Raw genomic sequence first — 16,723 nt, 5'->3', positions numbered from 1 at the left:
CATGCAGACCCGCGGGGACCTTCGTAACGTCGCAATCATCGCCCACGTCGACCACGGCAAGACCACGCTGGTCGACGCCATGCTGCGGCAGTCCGGCGCGTTCTCGGCCCGGGCCGAGCCGGCCGACCGGGTGATGGACTCCATGGACCTGGAGCGGGAGAAGGGCATCACCATCCTGGCCAAGAACACCGCCGTGCGCTACCTGCCGGCGGACGGTTCGGACCCGGTCACCATCAACATCATCGACACCCCCGGGCACGCCGACTTCGGCGGCGAGGTGGAACGCGGGCTGACCATGGTCGACGGGGTGCTGCTGCTGGTGGACGCCAGCGAGGGCCCGCTGCCGCAGACCCGGTTCGTGCTCCGCAAGGCGCTCCAGGCCCGGATGCCGATAATCCTCGTGATCAACAAGGTGGACCGGCCGGACGCCCGGATCAAGGAGGTGGTCGACGACACGTACGAGCTCTTCCTGGACCTGGACGCGGACGCCGAGCAGATCGACTTCCCGATCGTCTACGCCTGCGCCCGGGACGGGATCGCCTCGCTGACCCAGCCCGCCGACGGCACCCTGCCGGCCGACAGCAGCTCGCTGGAGCCGCTGTTCCGCAGCCTGCTCGACACCATCCCGCCACCGGCCTACGCCGAGGACGCGCCGTTGCAGGCGCACGTGACCAACCTGGACGCCTCGCCGTTCCTCGGCCGGCTGGCGCTGTGCCGGGTCCGCCAGGGCACCATCACCAAGGGCGAGACCGTGGCCTGGTGCCGCACCGACGGCACGGTGGAGCGGGTCCGGGTCTCCGAACTGCTGATGACCGAGGGGCTGGAGCGCAAGCCGGCCAACTCCGCCGGGCCCGGCGACATCATCGCGGTCGCCGGCATCCCCGAGATCATGATCGGCGAGACCCTGACCGACCTGGAGGACCCCCGGCCGCTGCCGTTGATCACCGTCGACGAGCCGGCGATCTCGATGACCATCGGGACCAACACCTCGCCGCTGGTCGGGCGGGTCAAGGGCGCCAAGGTCACCGCCCGGATGGTCAAGGACCGGCTGGACCGGGAGCTGATCGGCAACGTCTCGCTGCGGGTGCTCCCGACCGACCGGCCGGACGCCTGGGAGGTGCAGGGCCGGGGAGAGCTGGCCCTGGCCATCCTGGTCGAGCAGATGCGCCGCGAGTCCTACGAGCTGACCGTCGGCAAGCCGCAGGTGGTGACCCGGGAGATCGACGGGAAGACCTGCGAGCCGGTGGAACGGCTCACCATCGACGCCCCGGAGGAGTACCTCGGCGCCATCACCCAGCTGCTGGCCACCCGGAGGGGCCGGATGGAGCAACTGGTCAACCACGGCACCGGCTGGGTCCGGATGGAGTGGCTGGTCCCGGCCCGCGGGCTGATCGGCTTCCGCACCGAGTTCCTCACCGACACCCGGGGCACCGGCATCCTGCACCACGTCTTCGAGTCGTACGAACCCTGGTTCGGCGAGTTGCGCACCCGGAACACCGGTTCGCTGGTCGCCGACCGGCCCGGGGTGGCCACCGCGTTCGCGATGCTCAACCTCCAGGAGCGCGGCACCCTCTTCGTCGAGCCGTCCACCGAGGTGTACGAGGGCATGCTGGTCGGCGAGAACTCCCGCTCCGACGACATGGACGTCAACATCACCAAGGAGAAGAAGCTCACCAACATGCGCTCCTCGACCAGCGAGGAGACCGAGAAGCTGATCCCGCCGCGCAAGCTCTCCCTGGAGCAGGCGCTGGAGTTCTGCCGCGAGGACGAGTGCGTCGAGGTGACCCCGGTGGCGATCCGGCTGCGCAAGGTCGTACTGGACGCGCCGTCCCGGGCCCGGGCCGCCGCACGCCGCAAGCACGCCGGCTGAGTCAGGTCGTACGCTGCCCAGATGCCCTGGGAAGCACTCGACACCGAACTCGCCGCCGTCGCCGGTACCGTCTCGGTCTACGCGGGGCGGCTCGGCCGCCCGCCCGCGTACACCCGGCTGCCGGACGTTCCGCACTACGCGGCCAGCACCATGAAGGTGGCGGTACTCGCCGCGCTGTACCGGGCCGCCGAGGCCGGCGCGGTGGACCTGAACGCGGCGGTACCGGTGGTCAACGAATTCGACTCGGCCCGACCGGGTGCGGGCCGGTTCTCCTGCGCCGCGGAGTACGACAACGACGAGGCGGTCTGGGCCCGGCTCGGCGGCACCGCGCCGCTGGGCTGGCTCGCCGAACGCATGATCGTCCGGTCCAGCAACCTCGCCACCAACCTGGTGCTGGGGCAGGTCGGGCTGCCCGCCGTCGCCAAGGTCTGGGCGGACAGCGGTGCCCGGCACAGCCGCACCGAGCGGGGCATCGAGGACTTCGCCGCCCGGGACGCCGGCCTCGACAACCAGGTCACCGCCGCCGACCTGACCGGGCTGTTCGGCGGGATCGTCCGGTCCCGGCTGGCCTCCCCCGACACCTGCGCGGCGATGCTGGACGTGCTGCTCGGCCAGGAGCGCGGCGAGGACCTGGCCGCCGGGCTGCCGCCGGGGACCCGGATCGCGCACAAGAACGGCTGGGTACGCGGCGTCCGGCACGGCGCCGGAGTGGTCTTCCCGGACGACGCGCCCCCGTACGCCGTGGTGGTCTGCACCAGTGCGCCGCCGGACGGTGCCGCCGGGCCGTCCGACGACCGGGACGAGCGGGCACGCCGCCTCGTCGCCCGGGTGTCTGCCCTGGTCTGGGCGGCCCGGCACGGTCTGGGGACCGTCCGCTGATCTGACGGTCGATATGGTGCCTGCATGTCGATCGCCTCGGTACGCACCCACCGGCTCTCCGCTCCGCTGCACACGCCGTTCGTGACCGCACTGCGCCGTACCTCCACTGTAGAGACCCTGGTGGTGGAGGTGGTCGATGCCGACGGGCGGTCCGGGTTCGGCGAGGCACCGCAGGTGTGGCAGGTGACCGGGGCGTCGATCGGCGGTGCCCGGGCCTGCGTCGAGGAGGTGTTCGCCCCGCTGCTGACCCGGCGGAACCCGGACGACCTGGTGGCCCGGTGCGCGGAGGTACGGGCTGCGGTGGCCGGCAACGAGGCGGCGAAGGCTGCGGTGGACGTCGCACTGCACGACCTGGCGGCGCGGCGGCTCGGCATACCGCTGGTGCGGCTGCTCGGCGGGACGTCCCGCCGGGTCGCCACCGACGTCACCCTCTCCGCCGGGGACGCGGTCGAGTTGGCCGGCACCGCGAAGCAGCGGATCGCCGACGGCTTCGAGGTGCTGAAGGTGAAGGTCGGCACGGACCCCGCGGGTGACCTGGCCCGGGTCCGGGCGGTACGCGCCGCCGCCGGTCCGCAGGCCCGGATCCGGCTCGACGCCAACCAGGGCTGGACGCCCCGGGAGGCGGTCCGGGTGATCCGCGGTGTCTCCGACGCCGGGCTCGACGTGGAGCTGGTGGAGCAGCCGGTGCACGCCCGGGACATCGCCGGGCTGGCCTGGGTGGCCGACCGGGTGGACGTGCCGATCCTGGCCGACGAGTCGGTCTACGGGCTGCGCGACCTGGTCGAGGTGATCCAGCGCCGGGCCGCCGACCTGGTGAACGTGAAGCTGGCCAAGTGCGGTGGACTGGGGACGGCCCGGGCGCTGCTGGAGCTGGCCGCCGCGCACGGCCTCGGCACGCTGGTCGGCTCGATGATGGAGAGTCAGATCGGGATCGGCGCGGCGGCCAGCCTGGTGGCCGCGTACGGCACCAGCGCCGTGTCGGACCTGGACGCGGCCTGGTGGCTGGCCTGGACGCCGGTGCAGGGCGGTATCCGGTACGAGAACGCCACCGTGGTGCTGCCGGACGCTCCCGGTCTCGGCGTCGTCGGCCTGCACGGGACACCACCACCCACCCCCTGACGCCGCCCGTCACCCATCACCCGTCACGCCTCACCCGCACCCGTCCCGCGTCGCCCGTCACGTGTCATCCGCACCCGTCGCCCGTCACGCGTCAGCCGTCGGTCACGTCTCCCTTCTCGCGCCCGACCGCCGCGCGCCCACCGGTCATGAAGGCAACATTCAGAGGCTTGTTGCAGGGCGGCGCTTATTTTCATAGGGTTTCGGGCGGGAGCGGGCGAGGACGGGTGGTACTGACATGGCGGTGCGCTCGGGGCACGAGGCCGTTGTCCGGGTCGCCGTCGCCACCCTGTGGGCGGGCCCGGAGACTGTTCGTCCGGTGGACGCACCGGCCCTGTCCCGCCGGACCGACATCGCCGGCTGGATCTCCGGGATGAGCGCCGACCAGCGGGTCGGCGACTGCGTGCTCAGTCAGCTCCTGCTCGGCGAGCGGGTGCTGGTCGAGCAGGTCCGGCCGGACGGTTGGGTCCGGGTCGTCGCGGTGGAGCAGCCGGCGGCCAGGCTCGACCCTCGGGGTTATCCGGGCTGGCTGCCGCTGGACCAGCTCGTCGCGCCGGCCGATCCGGCACCGGCGGACCTGGTCGTCTCGGCGACGGTCACCCGGCTGCACGACGCACCGTTCGGTGCGGTGGTGCTGCCCGACGTGATCCTGGGTACCCGGCTGACCTGCGCGGGACCGGTCCGCGCCGGCTGGCGGCCGGTCCGGGTCCCCGACCAGGAGCAGCCCCTCTGGGCGCCCGACACCCACCTCGCCCCGGCGCCGAACCAGCCACCGAGCGCGACCGAGGTGCTCACGGTGGCCAGCCAACTGCGGGACGTGGTCTATCTCTGGGGCGGCGTCTCGGCGTACGGCATCGACTGCTCGGGCCTGGTGCACCTGGCCTGGCGGCGCTTCGGCGTACGCCTGCCCAGGGACGCCGACGACCAGGCGGCGGCGACGGTTCCGGTGCCGCTCGGTGCGGAACGCCCCGGCGACCTCTACTTCTTCGCCCGGCCGGGCCGGCGGGTCCACCACATCGGCATCGTCACCGCCCGTCCCGGCCCGGACGGCGACCGACGGATGCTGCACGCCTGCTACACCAAGCGGCGGGTGCTGGAGGAACCGATGCCCGCTGACCGGACCGCCACCCTGGTCGGCGCGCACCGGGTCACCGACTCACTCCCGGCCTGAGCCGCTGGCCCCGCGGCCGTGCCCTTCCCCTGCGGTCCAGACGGACCGCAGGGGGAAGGGGGAAGGCCGCACTCCTCTGAGTTGCCGCTCCGGCGCCCTACCTCAGCCGACCGCGCCCACCTCAGCCGACCGGCAGCTTCTGCGTGGTCCGGCCGTCCCGGCTGGACTTGATCAGGCTGGCCACCGTCGCGATCGCCAGGGTGCCCAGGATGACGGTGAGGGAGAGCCAGATCGGGATGTGCGGCGCCCAGCCGACCGGCTCGCCACCGTTGACGAACGGCAGATTGTTGCCGGCCAGCGCCTCCAGCACCAGTTTGACGCCGATGAAGCCGAGCACGACGGCGAGCCCGATGTTGAGGTAGACCAGCCGGTCGAGCAGTCCGCCGAGCAGGAAGTAGAGCTGCCGCAGCCCCATCAGCGCGAAGACGTTGGCGGTGAAGACCAGGTACGGCTCCTGGGTGATCCCGAAGATCGCCGGGATGGAGTCGAGCGCGAAGACCAGGTCCGTGGTGCCGATCGCGATCAGCACGATCAGCATCGGGGTGAAGAGCCGCCGGCCGTTCTCCCGCACGCTGAGCCGGGCGCCGGAGAAGTCCCGAGAGACCGGCAGCGCCCGCCGGCTCCAGCGGATCAGCACGTTCTCCTTGAAGTCCTCCTCGTCCGGCTCACCCTGCCGCAAAAAGTTGATCGCCGTGTAGATGAGGAAGGCGCCGAAGATGTAGAAGACCCAGGAGAACTGGTTGATCAGGGCCGCTCCGGCCGCGATGAAGCCACCGCGCAGCACCAGCGCCAGCACGATACCGATCAGCAGCACCTTCTGCTGGTACTGCCGGGGTACGCCGAATCGCGACATGATGATCACGAACACGAAGAGGTTGTCCACCGAGAGGCTGTACTCGGTGAGCCATCCGGTGTAGAACTCCCCGGCCACGGTGAGATTGGTGGTCAGGGCCAGGCCGACCCCGAAGACGATCGCGAGGCCGACGTAGAAGGCGACCCAGAGGCCGGACTCCCGCAGACTCGGCTCGTGCGGTCGCCGACCGACGATCACTAAATCAAGTAGTAGGACCGCGGTCAGCACGACCAGCGAGACGACCCACACCCAGGTGGACACGTTCAAGACACTCCTCCGGCAGGCACACGGCACCGCCGTCAGCACGCGAAAGACGCGCATCAGGCGATGCAGACGATGGTGACTGTCGGAGGTCTCTTCCGCCATCGCCACGCGGAGACGCCGCAACGACAACCTACGGTGCCGGGTCCTCGTAACCGGTCTGCCGGCCGACGACCGTGTTGACGACACCGTCGCGAAGGAATACTCCCCTCCTACAGGGGCCATTGTTCACCATTCCCTGCCCCGCGCGCATCTCCCCCGGTCGGGCTATCTGGATCACTGACCCTAAGCCATCCTAGGAACCTAGGTGCTATGCCGGGGCAGCAGCGGGTCGGCGAGCGGCCAACCGACCGCCAGGATCCGGTCGCAGGCCAGGATCGCCGTCCGCAGCCGGTCCGGAAGCGGACCGGTGAGTTCGATCACGGGTACGCCGGATTCGGCCAGCACCGCACGAAACCGCTCGGTCATCCAGCCGCGCAGGTGCGCCCCGTCCCGCAGGCCGTCGTCGGCGAACGGCACCCCGCGATGGTCGGTCAGCAGATAGAGATCGGGCCGACGGGCGGCGGCCCGGACCCGGGGTGAGGTCGAGCCGAGATACCGCTCCTCCCACACGGCGGTGGCCCGGGCGTCGGTGTCACAGAAGAGCAACGGCCCACTGCGCCGCGCGGCGGCGTCCTCGGCGGCCTGCTGCTCCCGCACCACCGTCTCGAAGTCCGCCCGGTCCCAACCAACGTCGAAGATCGTCGCCTCGGGCTCGGTACGGCGCAGCCGGGCCAGCTTGGCGGCGGTGAGTTCCCGGCCGTACTCCGGTACCCAGCAGGTGCGGTAGTGCCCGGCCAGCGCCCTGGCGACGGTGGTGGTACCGGTGGACTCGGCGCCCACCACGACAATCCGGCGGACGAACCAGGCCCGGACCGGCGGGCTGAGCATCGCCCAGTGCGCTACCGGATCGGCCCGCACCGCCGTGCCCGAGACCGGTACGGCGACCCGGGCCGGATCGACGGGTACGTCCACCGCGTCGAACCGGCGGGCCAACTCCGCGCCGTACGCCTCGGAGGAGAAGACCGCGTCGACCCGGGCCGGCCCGACCGCCGCCCGGAACACCGCGCAGTGCGCGTCCCAGGCAGCCGGGTCGGCGTAGTCGACCGGATGGTCGTCGTACCGGCCGACGAACCGGACGTGCCGGTCGGCGGCGTGCACCTCACGCAACCAGTCCAGCCGCAACTCCAACGGCACCGACTCCCGCCGGGACGGCGCCACCACCACGGTGACCGCGGCACACCGGCGGGCCGCCTCGGCGATCAGCGCGTGGTGCCCGGCGTGCGGCGGATAGAACTTCCCCACCACCAGGCCGTGCCCGAACTCCGGCCGGCCACCGGCGAAAAGGTCCCGACCGTCCCGCACGGTCACGGGGTGGCCGGGGCCGGACCGGGCGCTACCGGCCGGACGCCGACGGCCGCGAGCCGGCGCAGGTCGGCCCGCCAGTTCCGCAGCCCGATCACGCAGAGCCCGAGGAAGACGACGTACAGCCCGGCGGTGAGATGGAGTTCCTTGTAGACGTAGAGCGGGATGTAGACGAGATCGGCGGTGATCCAGATCCACCAGCTCTCCACCCGCTTGCGGCACTGGCCGTACGTCGCCATCAGGGAGAGCGAGGTGGTCACCGCGTCCGGCAGCGGCACGGTCGAGTCGGTCGCCCGGTCCAGCAGCAGCCAGAGCAGCAGCGTCAGTACCGCGCCGGCGCCGACCAGCAGCAGCCACTCCCGCCGACCCGTCCGGCCGACCACCAGCCGGCTCCGCTCGGCGCCGCCGAACAGCCACGCCCACCAGCCGTACAGGCCGAGTCCAACGTAGACGATCTGGAGACCGGCGTCGGCGTACAGGCCGGCGGTCCAGAAGAGCAGCATCAGCAGCAGCACGTTGGCGATGCCGACCGGCCAGTTCCAGATCTTCTGTCGGGTCAGCAGCCAGACGGTGAGTACGCCGGTCGCGAAGCCGAGCAGTTCGGCCCGGCTGGTCGGCGTGCCCGCCACGGTGAACGCGGTACCGGTGAGCCAGTCGAGCATGGCGCGCCCCCCAAAGATCCTTCGGAGTTCCCACCGTAGGTACCGGCGCTCGGGACGGGTATACCCCGATCGACCGGACCGGGCCCATCCGTGCCATCCTGCGCTGATGGTGCTGGAGGTTGCGCTGATCGAGGTGCTGGCCGGTCAGGAGGAGGCGTTCGCCGAGGCGTACGCCAAGGGTCATCAGACGCTGGCCGGCACCCCTGGATGCCGGTCGATCCGGATGACCCGGGGCATCGAGTCGCCGTCCCGGTTCGTGCTGCTGGTCGAATGGGACTCGGTCGAGGCCCACCTGGAGAACTTCCGGGCCACCGAGCGGTTCACCACCTGGCGCTCGCTGATCGGCCCGTACTTCGCCGCCCCGCCGGTGGTCGAGCACTTCACCGACGTGCCAACGCCGGCCTGACCGCCGACCCGACGAAAACTGTCGTACGCCGCGGCTAGCCTGCCGCGAGACAGGGGTCTCTCTGAGCGGCAGTTCTCGGAGACGCCGGTTCTCGGAGGCGGCAGTTCTCGGAGGCGGCGGATGTGTCGGCGCGGCGACGTCGACCGATCCGAACACCGGCACCGCCGGCCCCGGCGGGTTCGGGGCCGCCGGGTCCGGCGGGTTCGGATCGGGTTCTGCGGGTCCGGATCGGGTCCGGGTCGGGATCGGATCGGGTCCGGGTCGGGGTGGATCGGGTCCGGGTCGGGATCGGGTCGGGTCGGATGCGGATCCCGGTCGGATCATCGGACGTCGAGCCCGGCAGCCCTCGGTTCAGCCAGCGCGCCGGCCGGCACGCCCCACCGGGCCGGAATCCGTTCCAGCACTCCTTCGGCGAAGACCTCGTACAGTGGCAGGGTTCGCAGGTGGACGTACCCGATGTGGCAGTCGCAGGCGGCGTTCGGACACGGCCGGGGACGCAACGCGGCGCGGTACGACCCGTCGTAGAGATTGCCCAGCGGTGTCTCCACGAAGTGGCAGCGCCGCACGGAGCCGTCGCCACGCACCGAAATCACCGTCTCGCCGGCCCGACACGGCGCACCGGCCGACGGATGCGGCCGCACGCTGTAGCCGAACAGCGGGTCGAGGGCGGTCCAGGCCGCCTCCTCGGCAGCCGTGTAGGAATGCCCCTCGGCCGCGTTCACCCACAGATAGACGTCGGCCGGCAGCGCCGCCCGGACCGCCGCCGCCTCGGCTCGGTGCTCCGGTAGCCCGACCACGCCGACCGAGTACCGCACCCGCAGCTCGGTCAGCCGGGCACAGCGCCGCAGGAAGGTCTCCCTGCGTACCTGGCCGGGGTGGTAGGTGGCCCAGAGCGCGACCGTACGCCGGTCGGCGGCGGCCAGCCAGTCCAGCCGGCAGGCCAGGTTCGTCTGGATCGCCACCCGCTCCAGGTGCGGCAGCCGGGAGAGCGCCACCAGCGCGTCCCGGTACCAGGACCGGGCCAGTCCCTCGCCCCAGGGCGTGAAGAGCACCGACAGCCGGTCGCCGTCGGGATTGCGGGTCGCCCAGTCGACGAAGCGGCCAAGCGCGGCCCGATCGGCGGCGAGTTCGGCCCGGCTGTCCCGGCGCTTCGCGAACGGGCAGTAGGGACAGTCGTAGTTGCAACTCGCCAGCGGACCGCGGTAGAGCACCGAGAGGTTCATCGGAGCGGGTACTCGGCCATCGCCCGGCGGACCTGGCCGGAGACCAGCCACGGCCCGATCGCGTCGGAGCGTTCCAGTCCGGACTCGGTCAACCCGATCCGGGCCGGCCCCGAGGTCAGCCAGCCGCGCTCGGCGAGGCGGTCGAGCTGCGGAAAGTCGTCGTCGACCCGGCTGCCGAAGCGGTCGAGATAGCCGGCCGGATCGAACCCCTCCGCCCGGAGCAGCGACTTGACCAGCCAGCGGCGGCGCTGTTCCACCGGGTCGAGCCGGAAGCCGACCTCGGCGACCTCGAAATCGGTGGCGGGCCGGCACAGGTAGTCCTCGATGATGCTTCGGACGTGCCGGACCCCGACCGCGTAGTCGAACGAGTAGTGCAGGTCGGTCGTGTAGGACCGGGCCCCGCAGCCCAGCCCCACCATGCCGTCGTCCTGGCAACAGTAGTCCGGCCCACTCTGCTCCGTCGGGCCGGACATCGGCCCGGGCCCGTCGGCGCTGAGCCCCGGACCGTCGGAGACGCGCTCGGCACGGCGGAAGTGTCGTAGCGACAACTGCTGGTAGCCGGCGGCCCGCAGCGCGTCCCGGCCCTGCCGGTACAGCGCCAGCCGCTGCGCGTCCCAGGCCGGGTCGGCACCGCCCGCCGCGCCGGTGATCCGGCCGAGGCCGGTGAGCGGGCGGACGTAGAGCGGATAGAGAAACACCTCCTCCGGAGACCAGCACAGCGCAGCGGAGATCGACTCGGTCCAGGTCGTCGCGGTCTGCCCGGGAATCCCGTAGATCAGGTCGACGTTCAGCTCCGGGATGTCGTGCGCCCGGATGGTGTCCAGGGCCCGTTCGACCTCCACCCGGCGCTGCGGTCGCCCGGCCGCCCGCGCCTCGCTGTCCAGGAAGCTCTGCACCCCGATGCTGACCCGGGTGGTGCCACGCTCGGCCAGAACCCCGATCCGATCGGCGGTGGCGGTGGCCGGCGAGGTCTCCACCGCCACCGGCACCGTGCCGAGCCGGGCGCCGAAGCCGGCGAGCAGGTCGAAAACCGCGGTCAACTCGGCAGCGTCCAGATAGGTCGGGGTGCCGCCACCGACCGCGACCCGGGCGTACCCGACGCCGTCGCCGAGTGCCTCCCGGACCCGCTCGGCCTGCCGGGCCAACTGGTCGAGATAGCCGCGCACCTGCTCGGCGGGCGGGTTCGAGCGGGTGAAGAGGTTGCAGAAGCCGCAGCGCATCTCGCAGAACGGCAGGTGCAGATAGAGGAAGAGGGCGTCCCGCCGCTGGCCCGCCCAGACCTCACGCAGCGCCGGGCGGGGCCGCAACGGCCGGTACGCCGTCTTGTGCGGGTACGCGTACAGATAGCCCTGGTACGGCGACCCGTCCAGTGCGCCGGTCACCCCGACTGTTCCGGCCCGGGCCAGTCGCCGGGCTTGCCCCAGTCACCCGGTTCGAGAACGAACTGCCCGTACGGCACCGTCCACACCACCTCGTGACCGAGCCGGTGACCGCTGTGCCCCTCCTCGCCGTACGCGGTGCCGTGGTCGGAGCAGATCAGCACCAGGCAGGGCCGGTCTCGGGAGGTGGCGAGGGCGAAGAGCCGCCCGATGTGCCGGTCGACGTACTCCAGCGCGGCAGCGTGGCTCTCCCTGGTGTCCCGGTCCGCTCCGGGCAGGTAGTGCCGGTTCGGCTGGTGGATCGCCGCGACGTTGACGAAGAGGAAGAGCGGCCGGTCCTCCGGCGCCGTCGGCAGGACGGTGGCGATCCGATCGAGCTGTGCCTCGAAGCAGCGCGGTGCGGAGACGCCGAACTCGGGCTCCCAGTGCGCCTCCGCGAAGAGGGCGGGCAGTACGCCACCCAGCGGGGACCTGCCGTTGAAGAAGCCGACCCCGCCCACGCAGACGGTGTGGTAGCCGGCCCCGGCGAGTGCCCGGACCACGTCGGGGGCGTCGAAGGTCCAGGTCTGCTCTCCGGTCGTCTCGCTGCCGGGGAAGGCCGCCGCGAAGAGCCGGGGGTGCGGCCCGGGTGTGGTCGGGGTGGGCAGGAAGCCGGCGAAGAACGCCTGGTGCGCCGCGTAGGTGAAGCTGGCCGGGCTGTGCCGCCGCTCCCAGACCCCGCCTGGCAACGCACGGGCCAGGTTCGGTGTGCGCCCGGCGGCGGCCAGTTCCTCGGCCACGTCGTAGCGGAGTGTGTCCAGGGTGACGAACAACAGGTCGTGGCTGCCGATCATCTCCTTCATGCCGCACTCCCCACCTTTCTGTCACGTCCCGGGTTCTCATGCTGCCCGGTGCCACCGTCGTCCGCTCGCCGGGGGCCCCGCCCGGCTCGCCCGTCCCACCCGACTCGCCCGTCCCACCCGGCTGTCGACCCGGGCGCTACCCCCGCTGTCGGCCCGGGCGCTGCCACTGCTTCCGGCACCGGTGTCGGCCCGGGCGGTGTCGTCGATGCCGGCGCGGGTCCCGGCGTCGGCCCCGGCTCGCCTGCCGACTCCGGCGGCGTCGGTGCGCTGGCTCGCCACCGGGCGAACCGACCGGTCCGCAGCGCGTGCAGTTCGGCCGCGTAGCTGTCCCGGCCTGCCGGGTCGACCAGCCCCGGCAGCAGGTCGCCGAAGGCGTTCACCTCGGCCACCGCGTGCCGCCGCCAGCCCGTGCCGATCAGCAGGTCCACCCCGACGTGCAGGCTGCCCGGAAAGCAGGCGGCGGCCCGGACGCAGGTCTGCAGCGCGGCGCCGTAGGCGGGTTCGCCCATCGCCGCCCGCAGCGCGGCCAGGTCCGCCCGGGCGTTGCCGAGGTGCAGGTTGGTCAGTGGACCGGAGCTGGCCCGGACCACCACATGTTCCGGTCGACCGGCCACCACCAGCACCCGCAGGTCGATCGTCCGGTCGCTCAGCCCGGCCTTAGGAAACCAGCGCTCGACGTGCAGCCCGTCCGGGGCGAGCCGGTCGACGATCGCCGCGACCTGCCGTTCGTCGGTGTAGTCGCGGACCCGCAACGAGTTGTAGAGCCGGCCGTCGGCGGTCAACTCGACCGAGGTGGTAGCGCGGATCCGGCCCGGCGCCACCTGGAGGGCGAGCACTCCGGAGGCGGACGAGCCGTGCGCCGGCTTGACGAAAACCCGGGACCAGCCGGCGGCGCGCATCGCCGCGCGCAGCTCCGGGTAACCGCCGGAGGCACCCGTCCAGGCAGCCGATCCGGCCGGACCGGCCAATGTGGACGCCGCGGCCGAGGCAGGCGGCCCCGGTGGCGCGTGCGGCGCAGCCGGCACGGACGCCAGCTGCGGCACCGGCACCCCGGACAGCGGATGCGGCACGGACGGCCCGGACAGCGGATGCGGCACGGACAGCACCGGGGGCAGTGCCGGCGGCACCGGTACCCGGGCTGCGGCCAGCCGGGCGTGACAGGCCCGCTTGTCGAACATCGCGAGCACGTCAGCGGGATCGTTCAGCAGGGTCGCTCCGGCGGACCGGGCGGCCTGGTCGAGCCGGCCCAGGGCGGCGCGGAATCCCGCGTACCAGGCGGCGAGGCCGACGATCTCGCCGTGCTCGGCGGGCCGGTCCGCCCCGCGCAGCAGCCGGTCGACCTCGGCGTCCTCCCCTGGCGAGTCGATCCGGACCACCGCCGCCCGGGGCAGCCGGACCGGACCGGCCGCCAGCCGCCGCCAGGGCAGCACCGCCACCGGTACGGCTGCCTCGGTCGCGGCGGCCCGGAACAGCGCCACCCGGCGGTTCTCCGGGTTGCCGACGACCACCAGCGGGGCCCTGCCAGTCATCCGTCGATCATGCCAGTCACTCGTCGACGGCCACGTACCGGTCGTCGTACTCGTCGGGCAGCATGACCTCGGTGAGATCCACCTCGACGCCCGGCAACTCGGCCACCAGCCGGTCGGCCATCTCAGCACTCAGGTAATGATGATGCAGATCCAGCCGACGCAGGTGCGTCAACGGCTGCCCGGCCAACAACGCCGCCGCCCCCTCGTCGGAAAGAACCCCCAACGACAGGTCCAACTCCCGCAACCGCGCCACCACCGGCGCACCCGCCACCGCCACCGCCACCCGATCGGCAATCTCCGCATTACGCAAACCCAACGACCGCAACGACGGCAACCGCTCCCCACCCAGGATCGGCGCCAGATCCTCCACACTGGTGTCCCCGCCCCAACGGTCCGTGCCGAGCCAGAGTTCCAGGTGCGCCAGGGCCGGGAAGTCGGAGTCGGCGATGCCCCGGACGACCCCGGCCGACAGACCCGCCGACTCCACCACCAGCGTCCGGAGCGCGCCGTGCCGGACGGCATCGAAGGCCAGCCCGTTACGGCCCGCGGCGTCGGCGTCGCCGCTGCGGATCCGCAGGATCTCCAGCCCGGGGTACGCCGCCAGCAGCGCCGCGACGTCACCTTGGCAGATCCAGGACAACTCGCACTCCTCCGCCGGGATGTCGCCGAGAAAGAGCGCCCGCAACCCGGTCAGCCGGTCGGCGGCGGCGCAGAGCTGACCGATCGGTGCCGCGTTCATCGCCGCGTAGCCCCAGCTGCCGATCACCAGGGCGCGCACCCCGGCCGGATCGACCAGCTCCAGAAACTGCTCGAACGCGTGCCGGAACATCGACGAGGGGCCGTAGTCCCAGCCGTCGTCGTCCTCCCACGCCTCGATTCGCCAGGCGACCGCGCCGGGCTCGGTCGGCAGCTCCGCCTCGGGTACCAGGCGCGGCGGCTCGTCCGTCCAGCTCTGGCTCAGCCCGAAGACCGGCAGCCCGGCGAACTCGGTGGCGTGACCGGTGAAGCTCGTCCTCACTCCGACACCGCGATGTACCGGTCGTCGTCCTGGTCGGAGGGTTGTACGTCGGAGAGGTCCAGCTCGACGCCCGGCAGCTCGGCCACCAGCCGGTCGGCCATCTCAGCACTCAGGTAATGATGATGCAGATCCAGCCGACGCAGGTGCGTCAACGGCTGCCCGGCCAACAACGCCGCCGCCCCCTCGTCGGAAAGAACCCCCAACGACAGGTCCAACTCCCGCAACCGCGCCACCACCGGCGCACCCGCCACCGCCACCGCCACCCGATCGGCAATCTCCGCATTACGCAAACCCAACGACCGCAACGACGGCAACCGCTCCCCACCCAGGATCGGCGCCAGATCCTCCACAGTGGTGTCGCCACCGTACTGGTCGGTGCCGAGCCAGAGTTCCAGGTGCGCCAACGCCGGCAGGTCGCATTCGCCGATCGCCCGGACCACGTGCCCGGGCAGGCCACCGGCCTCGATCGCCAGCTCGCGCAGTGCGGTGTGCCGGGTCGGGGTGAGGGTCAGCCCCTGGGTCGCACCGCGGATGCGCAGAATCTCCAGCCCCGGGTACGCCGTCAGCAGCGGAGCGGGATCGGCCTGGGTTATCCAAGAGATCTCCGACTGCTCCGACACCATCTCACCCATGAACAGTGCCTTCAGCCCGGCAAGTCGCGGCGCCAATCCGGCCACCAGTTCGACGGGGGCGCTTTCCTCGTACGCCTCGCCCCAGTCGCCGACGATCAGCGCGGTGACCTTGGCGGGGTCGACGGCGGCCAGGAACCGCTCGACCAGGTCGGCGAAGTCTCCGTCGCGGGTCGGGAAGTCGGTGAGACTGAGCCGCCAGGCGACCGCATCCGGCGCCACGTCCGGCAGTCGGGCCGGATCGAAGTCGACCACGGGCAGGTCGGCGAACTCCGTGATGTGTGCATAGATCGTCATTGCGGCTCCGGTAGCGCTCGGGGGCGGCAGAACCCTAACAAGGCGAACCGACAACCGGTCGCCCGACGCGGCACCGACAGCCGCGACCTCCGGCACGCCGCCTACCGACCGGTCGACCTCCCGGTCGTCGTAGCCGCGCCCGCCCGTCGCACACAGCGCGCCCGGCACCCGGAGCGCCTGGCACCCGGAGCGCCCGGCGCACACAGCGCCCGGCACACGGAACGCCCGGCATGCCGTGCCGCCGCCCCGCCGCGATCAGTTCGGCCAGTTGGCGGGCGCTGCCGGCCGCCGCACCGACGATTCCCGCTCGCCGGGATCGCGCGGATCGGGTTGACTCTGCGGCATGGGGGAACGGGTCGCCTTGATAACCGGAGTCAGTCGTCGGGCGGGCATCGCCGCGGCGGTCGCCCGACGGTTCGCCGCCGCCGGCTACCGGCTACAGCTGACCGGCCTGCCCGGGTACGACGAGGCGCAGCCCTACGGCGGCGATCCCGACGGCGTCCCCGGGCTGCTCACCGAACTGGAACAGGTGACCGGCGACCCCGACACGACCCGGTACCTGGCCGCCGACCTTGCCTCGCCGACCGCTCCGGCCGAACTCGTCGAGACGGCGGTACGCGCCCACGGCCGGCTCGACGTACTGGTGGCGGCGCACGCCTACTCGACCCACACCCCGCTGGGCAAGCTCGACGCGGACGAGGTCGACCGGCACCTCGTCGTCAACGTGCGGGGGACCCTGCTGCTGGCCGAGGCGTTCGCGGCGGCGTTCCGGGCCGGCTCCGGCGGCCGGCTGGTGCTCTTCTCCAGCGGGCAACGGCTCGGCCCGATGCCGGGCGAACTCGCGTACGCGGCCAGCAAGGCCGGGGTGGAGAACCTGACCCGGCAGTTGAGCCCACTGCTGATGCCGAGGGGCATCACGGTGAACTGTGTCAACCCCGGCCCGACCGACACCGGCTGGGCCGCGCCCGAGGAGATGGCCGCGGGCGGGTACCTCTTCCCGGGCGGCGAGTGGGGCCGGCCGGACGACGCCGCCCGGCTCGTCGAGTGGCTCTGCTCGCCGGACGGTCGCTGGATCACCGGCCAGGTGATCGACTCCGAGGGCGGCTTCGACCGGTACGCCTGACCGGCGGAGCGCCCGGTAGGGCCGGCCACCGGTGGCAGCCCGACGGACCTGTCCCGACCGC

The 16,723-nt window shown here is 72.3% G+C and carries 15 protein-coding genes; 6 read left to right on the top strand and 9 right to left on the bottom strand.

The features are described from left to right. Position 1 precedes the first annotated feature (1 nt). The 4 genes from typA (at position 2) to ABNF97_RS23540 (ending at position 5,036) form a co-directional block, all read left to right on the top strand. Complete coding sequence (gene typA / locus ABNF97_RS23555; protein WP_349339821.1) at positions 2-1,870, top strand: translational GTPase TypA; 1,869 nt, start codon at positions 2-4, stop codon at positions 1,868-1,870. A gap of 21 nt (positions 1,871-1,891) precedes the next feature. Continuing rightward, a complete protein-coding gene (locus tag ABNF97_RS23550; protein WP_130460550.1) occupies positions 1,892-2,749 on the top strand; it encodes a serine hydrolase in 858 nt (285 codons plus the stop codon). 24 nt (positions 2,750-2,773) lie between these two features. Further along, positions 2,774-3,868 (top strand): mandelate racemase/muconate lactonizing enzyme family protein, encoded by a 1,095-nt coding sequence (locus ABNF97_RS23545; RefSeq protein ID WP_349339820.1) that lies wholly within the window; start codon positions 2,774-2,776, stop codon positions 3,866-3,868. Positions 3,869-4,103: 235 nt separating this feature from the next. Continuing rightward, a complete protein-coding gene (locus tag ABNF97_RS23540; protein ID WP_349339819.1) occupies positions 4,104-5,036 on the top strand; it encodes a C40 family peptidase in 933 nt (310 codons plus the stop codon). Between the two features lie 121 nt (positions 5,037-5,157). Here the strand turns inward: ABNF97_RS23540 and ABNF97_RS23535 are convergent, their stop codons facing one another. The 3 genes from ABNF97_RS23535 to pnuC form a co-directional block, all read right to left on the bottom strand. After that, complete coding sequence (locus ABNF97_RS23535; protein WP_130460553.1) at positions 5,158-6,156, bottom strand: TerC/Alx family metal homeostasis membrane protein; 999 nt, start codon at positions 6,154-6,156, stop codon at positions 5,158-5,160. Between the two features lie 297 nt (positions 6,157-6,453). Further along, a complete protein-coding gene (locus ABNF97_RS23530; protein ID WP_165436579.1) occupies positions 6,454-7,554 on the bottom strand; it encodes an AAA family ATPase in 1,101 nt (366 codons plus the stop codon). 2 nt (positions 7,555-7,556) lie between these two features. Next, a complete protein-coding gene (gene pnuC / locus ABNF97_RS23525; protein WP_130460554.1) occupies positions 7,557-8,216 on the bottom strand; it encodes a nicotinamide riboside transporter PnuC in 660 nt (219 codons plus the stop codon). A gap of 106 nt (positions 8,217-8,322) precedes the next feature. Between pnuC and ABNF97_RS23520 the strand changes: the two genes are divergently transcribed. Continuing rightward, the gene (locus tag ABNF97_RS23520; RefSeq protein WP_349339818.1) at positions 8,323-8,622 is read left to right on the top strand and encodes an antibiotic biosynthesis monooxygenase family protein; all 300 of its coding nucleotides are present in this window, start codon (positions 8,323-8,325) and stop codon (positions 8,620-8,622) included. A gap of 320 nt (positions 8,623-8,942) precedes the next feature. On the opposite strand, the gene ABNF97_RS23515 is transcribed toward ABNF97_RS23520, so the two are convergent. From ABNF97_RS23515 to ABNF97_RS23490, 6 genes are read right to left on the bottom strand one after another with little or no spacing between them, the layout of a single operon-like run. Then, positions 8,943-9,845 carry an STM4011 family radical SAM protein gene (locus ABNF97_RS23515; protein ID WP_349339817.1) on the bottom strand — a complete coding sequence of 301 codons (903 nt, stop codon included), beginning with the start codon at positions 9,843-9,845 and terminating at the stop codon, positions 8,943-8,945. Beyond that, positions 9,842-11,227, bottom strand: a complete 1,386-nt coding sequence (locus tag ABNF97_RS23510) for an STM4012 family radical SAM protein (protein ID WP_349339816.1) — start codon at positions 11,225-11,227, stop codon at positions 9,842-9,844. The genes ABNF97_RS23515 and ABNF97_RS23510 overlap by 4 nt, the downstream gene beginning before the upstream one ends. After that, a complete protein-coding gene (locus ABNF97_RS23505) occupies positions 11,224-12,066 on the bottom strand; it encodes an STM4013/SEN3800 family hydrolase (protein ID WP_130460557.1) in 843 nt (280 codons plus the stop codon). The genes ABNF97_RS23510 and ABNF97_RS23505 overlap by 4 nt, the downstream gene beginning before the upstream one ends. Then, entirely contained in the window at positions 12,063-13,595 is a 1,533-nt protein-coding gene (locus tag ABNF97_RS23500) for an STM4014 family protein (protein WP_349339815.1), read from the bottom strand. Before ABNF97_RS23500 ends, ABNF97_RS23505 begins: the two co-directional genes overlap by 4 nt. Positions 13,596-13,611: 16 nt before the next feature. Further along, positions 13,612-14,613 (bottom strand): STM4015 family protein, encoded by a 1,002-nt coding sequence (locus tag ABNF97_RS23495; protein ID WP_130460558.1) that lies wholly within the window; start codon positions 14,611-14,613, stop codon positions 13,612-13,614. Continuing rightward, entirely contained in the window at positions 14,610-15,539 is a 930-nt protein-coding gene (locus tag ABNF97_RS23490) for an STM4015 family protein (protein ID WP_349339814.1), read from the bottom strand. Before ABNF97_RS23490 ends, ABNF97_RS23495 begins: the two co-directional genes overlap by 4 nt. A 343-nt stretch (positions 15,540-15,882) precedes the next feature. On the opposite strand from ABNF97_RS23490, the gene ABNF97_RS23485 reads away from it, so the two are divergent. After that, positions 15,883-16,662: an SDR family oxidoreductase gene (locus ABNF97_RS23485; RefSeq protein ID WP_130460560.1), complete on the top strand. Its 780-nt coding sequence runs from the start codon at positions 15,883-15,885 to the stop codon at positions 16,660-16,662. Positions 16,663-16,723 lie beyond the last annotated feature (61 nt).

Origin of the sequence: Plantactinospora sp. B6F1, from assembly GCF_040120695.1 — a bacterium.
GTDB lineage: Bacteria > Actinomycetota > Actinomycetes > Mycobacteriales > Micromonosporaceae > Plantactinospora.
This window is presented reverse-complemented; position numbering and strand designations above follow the sequence as displayed.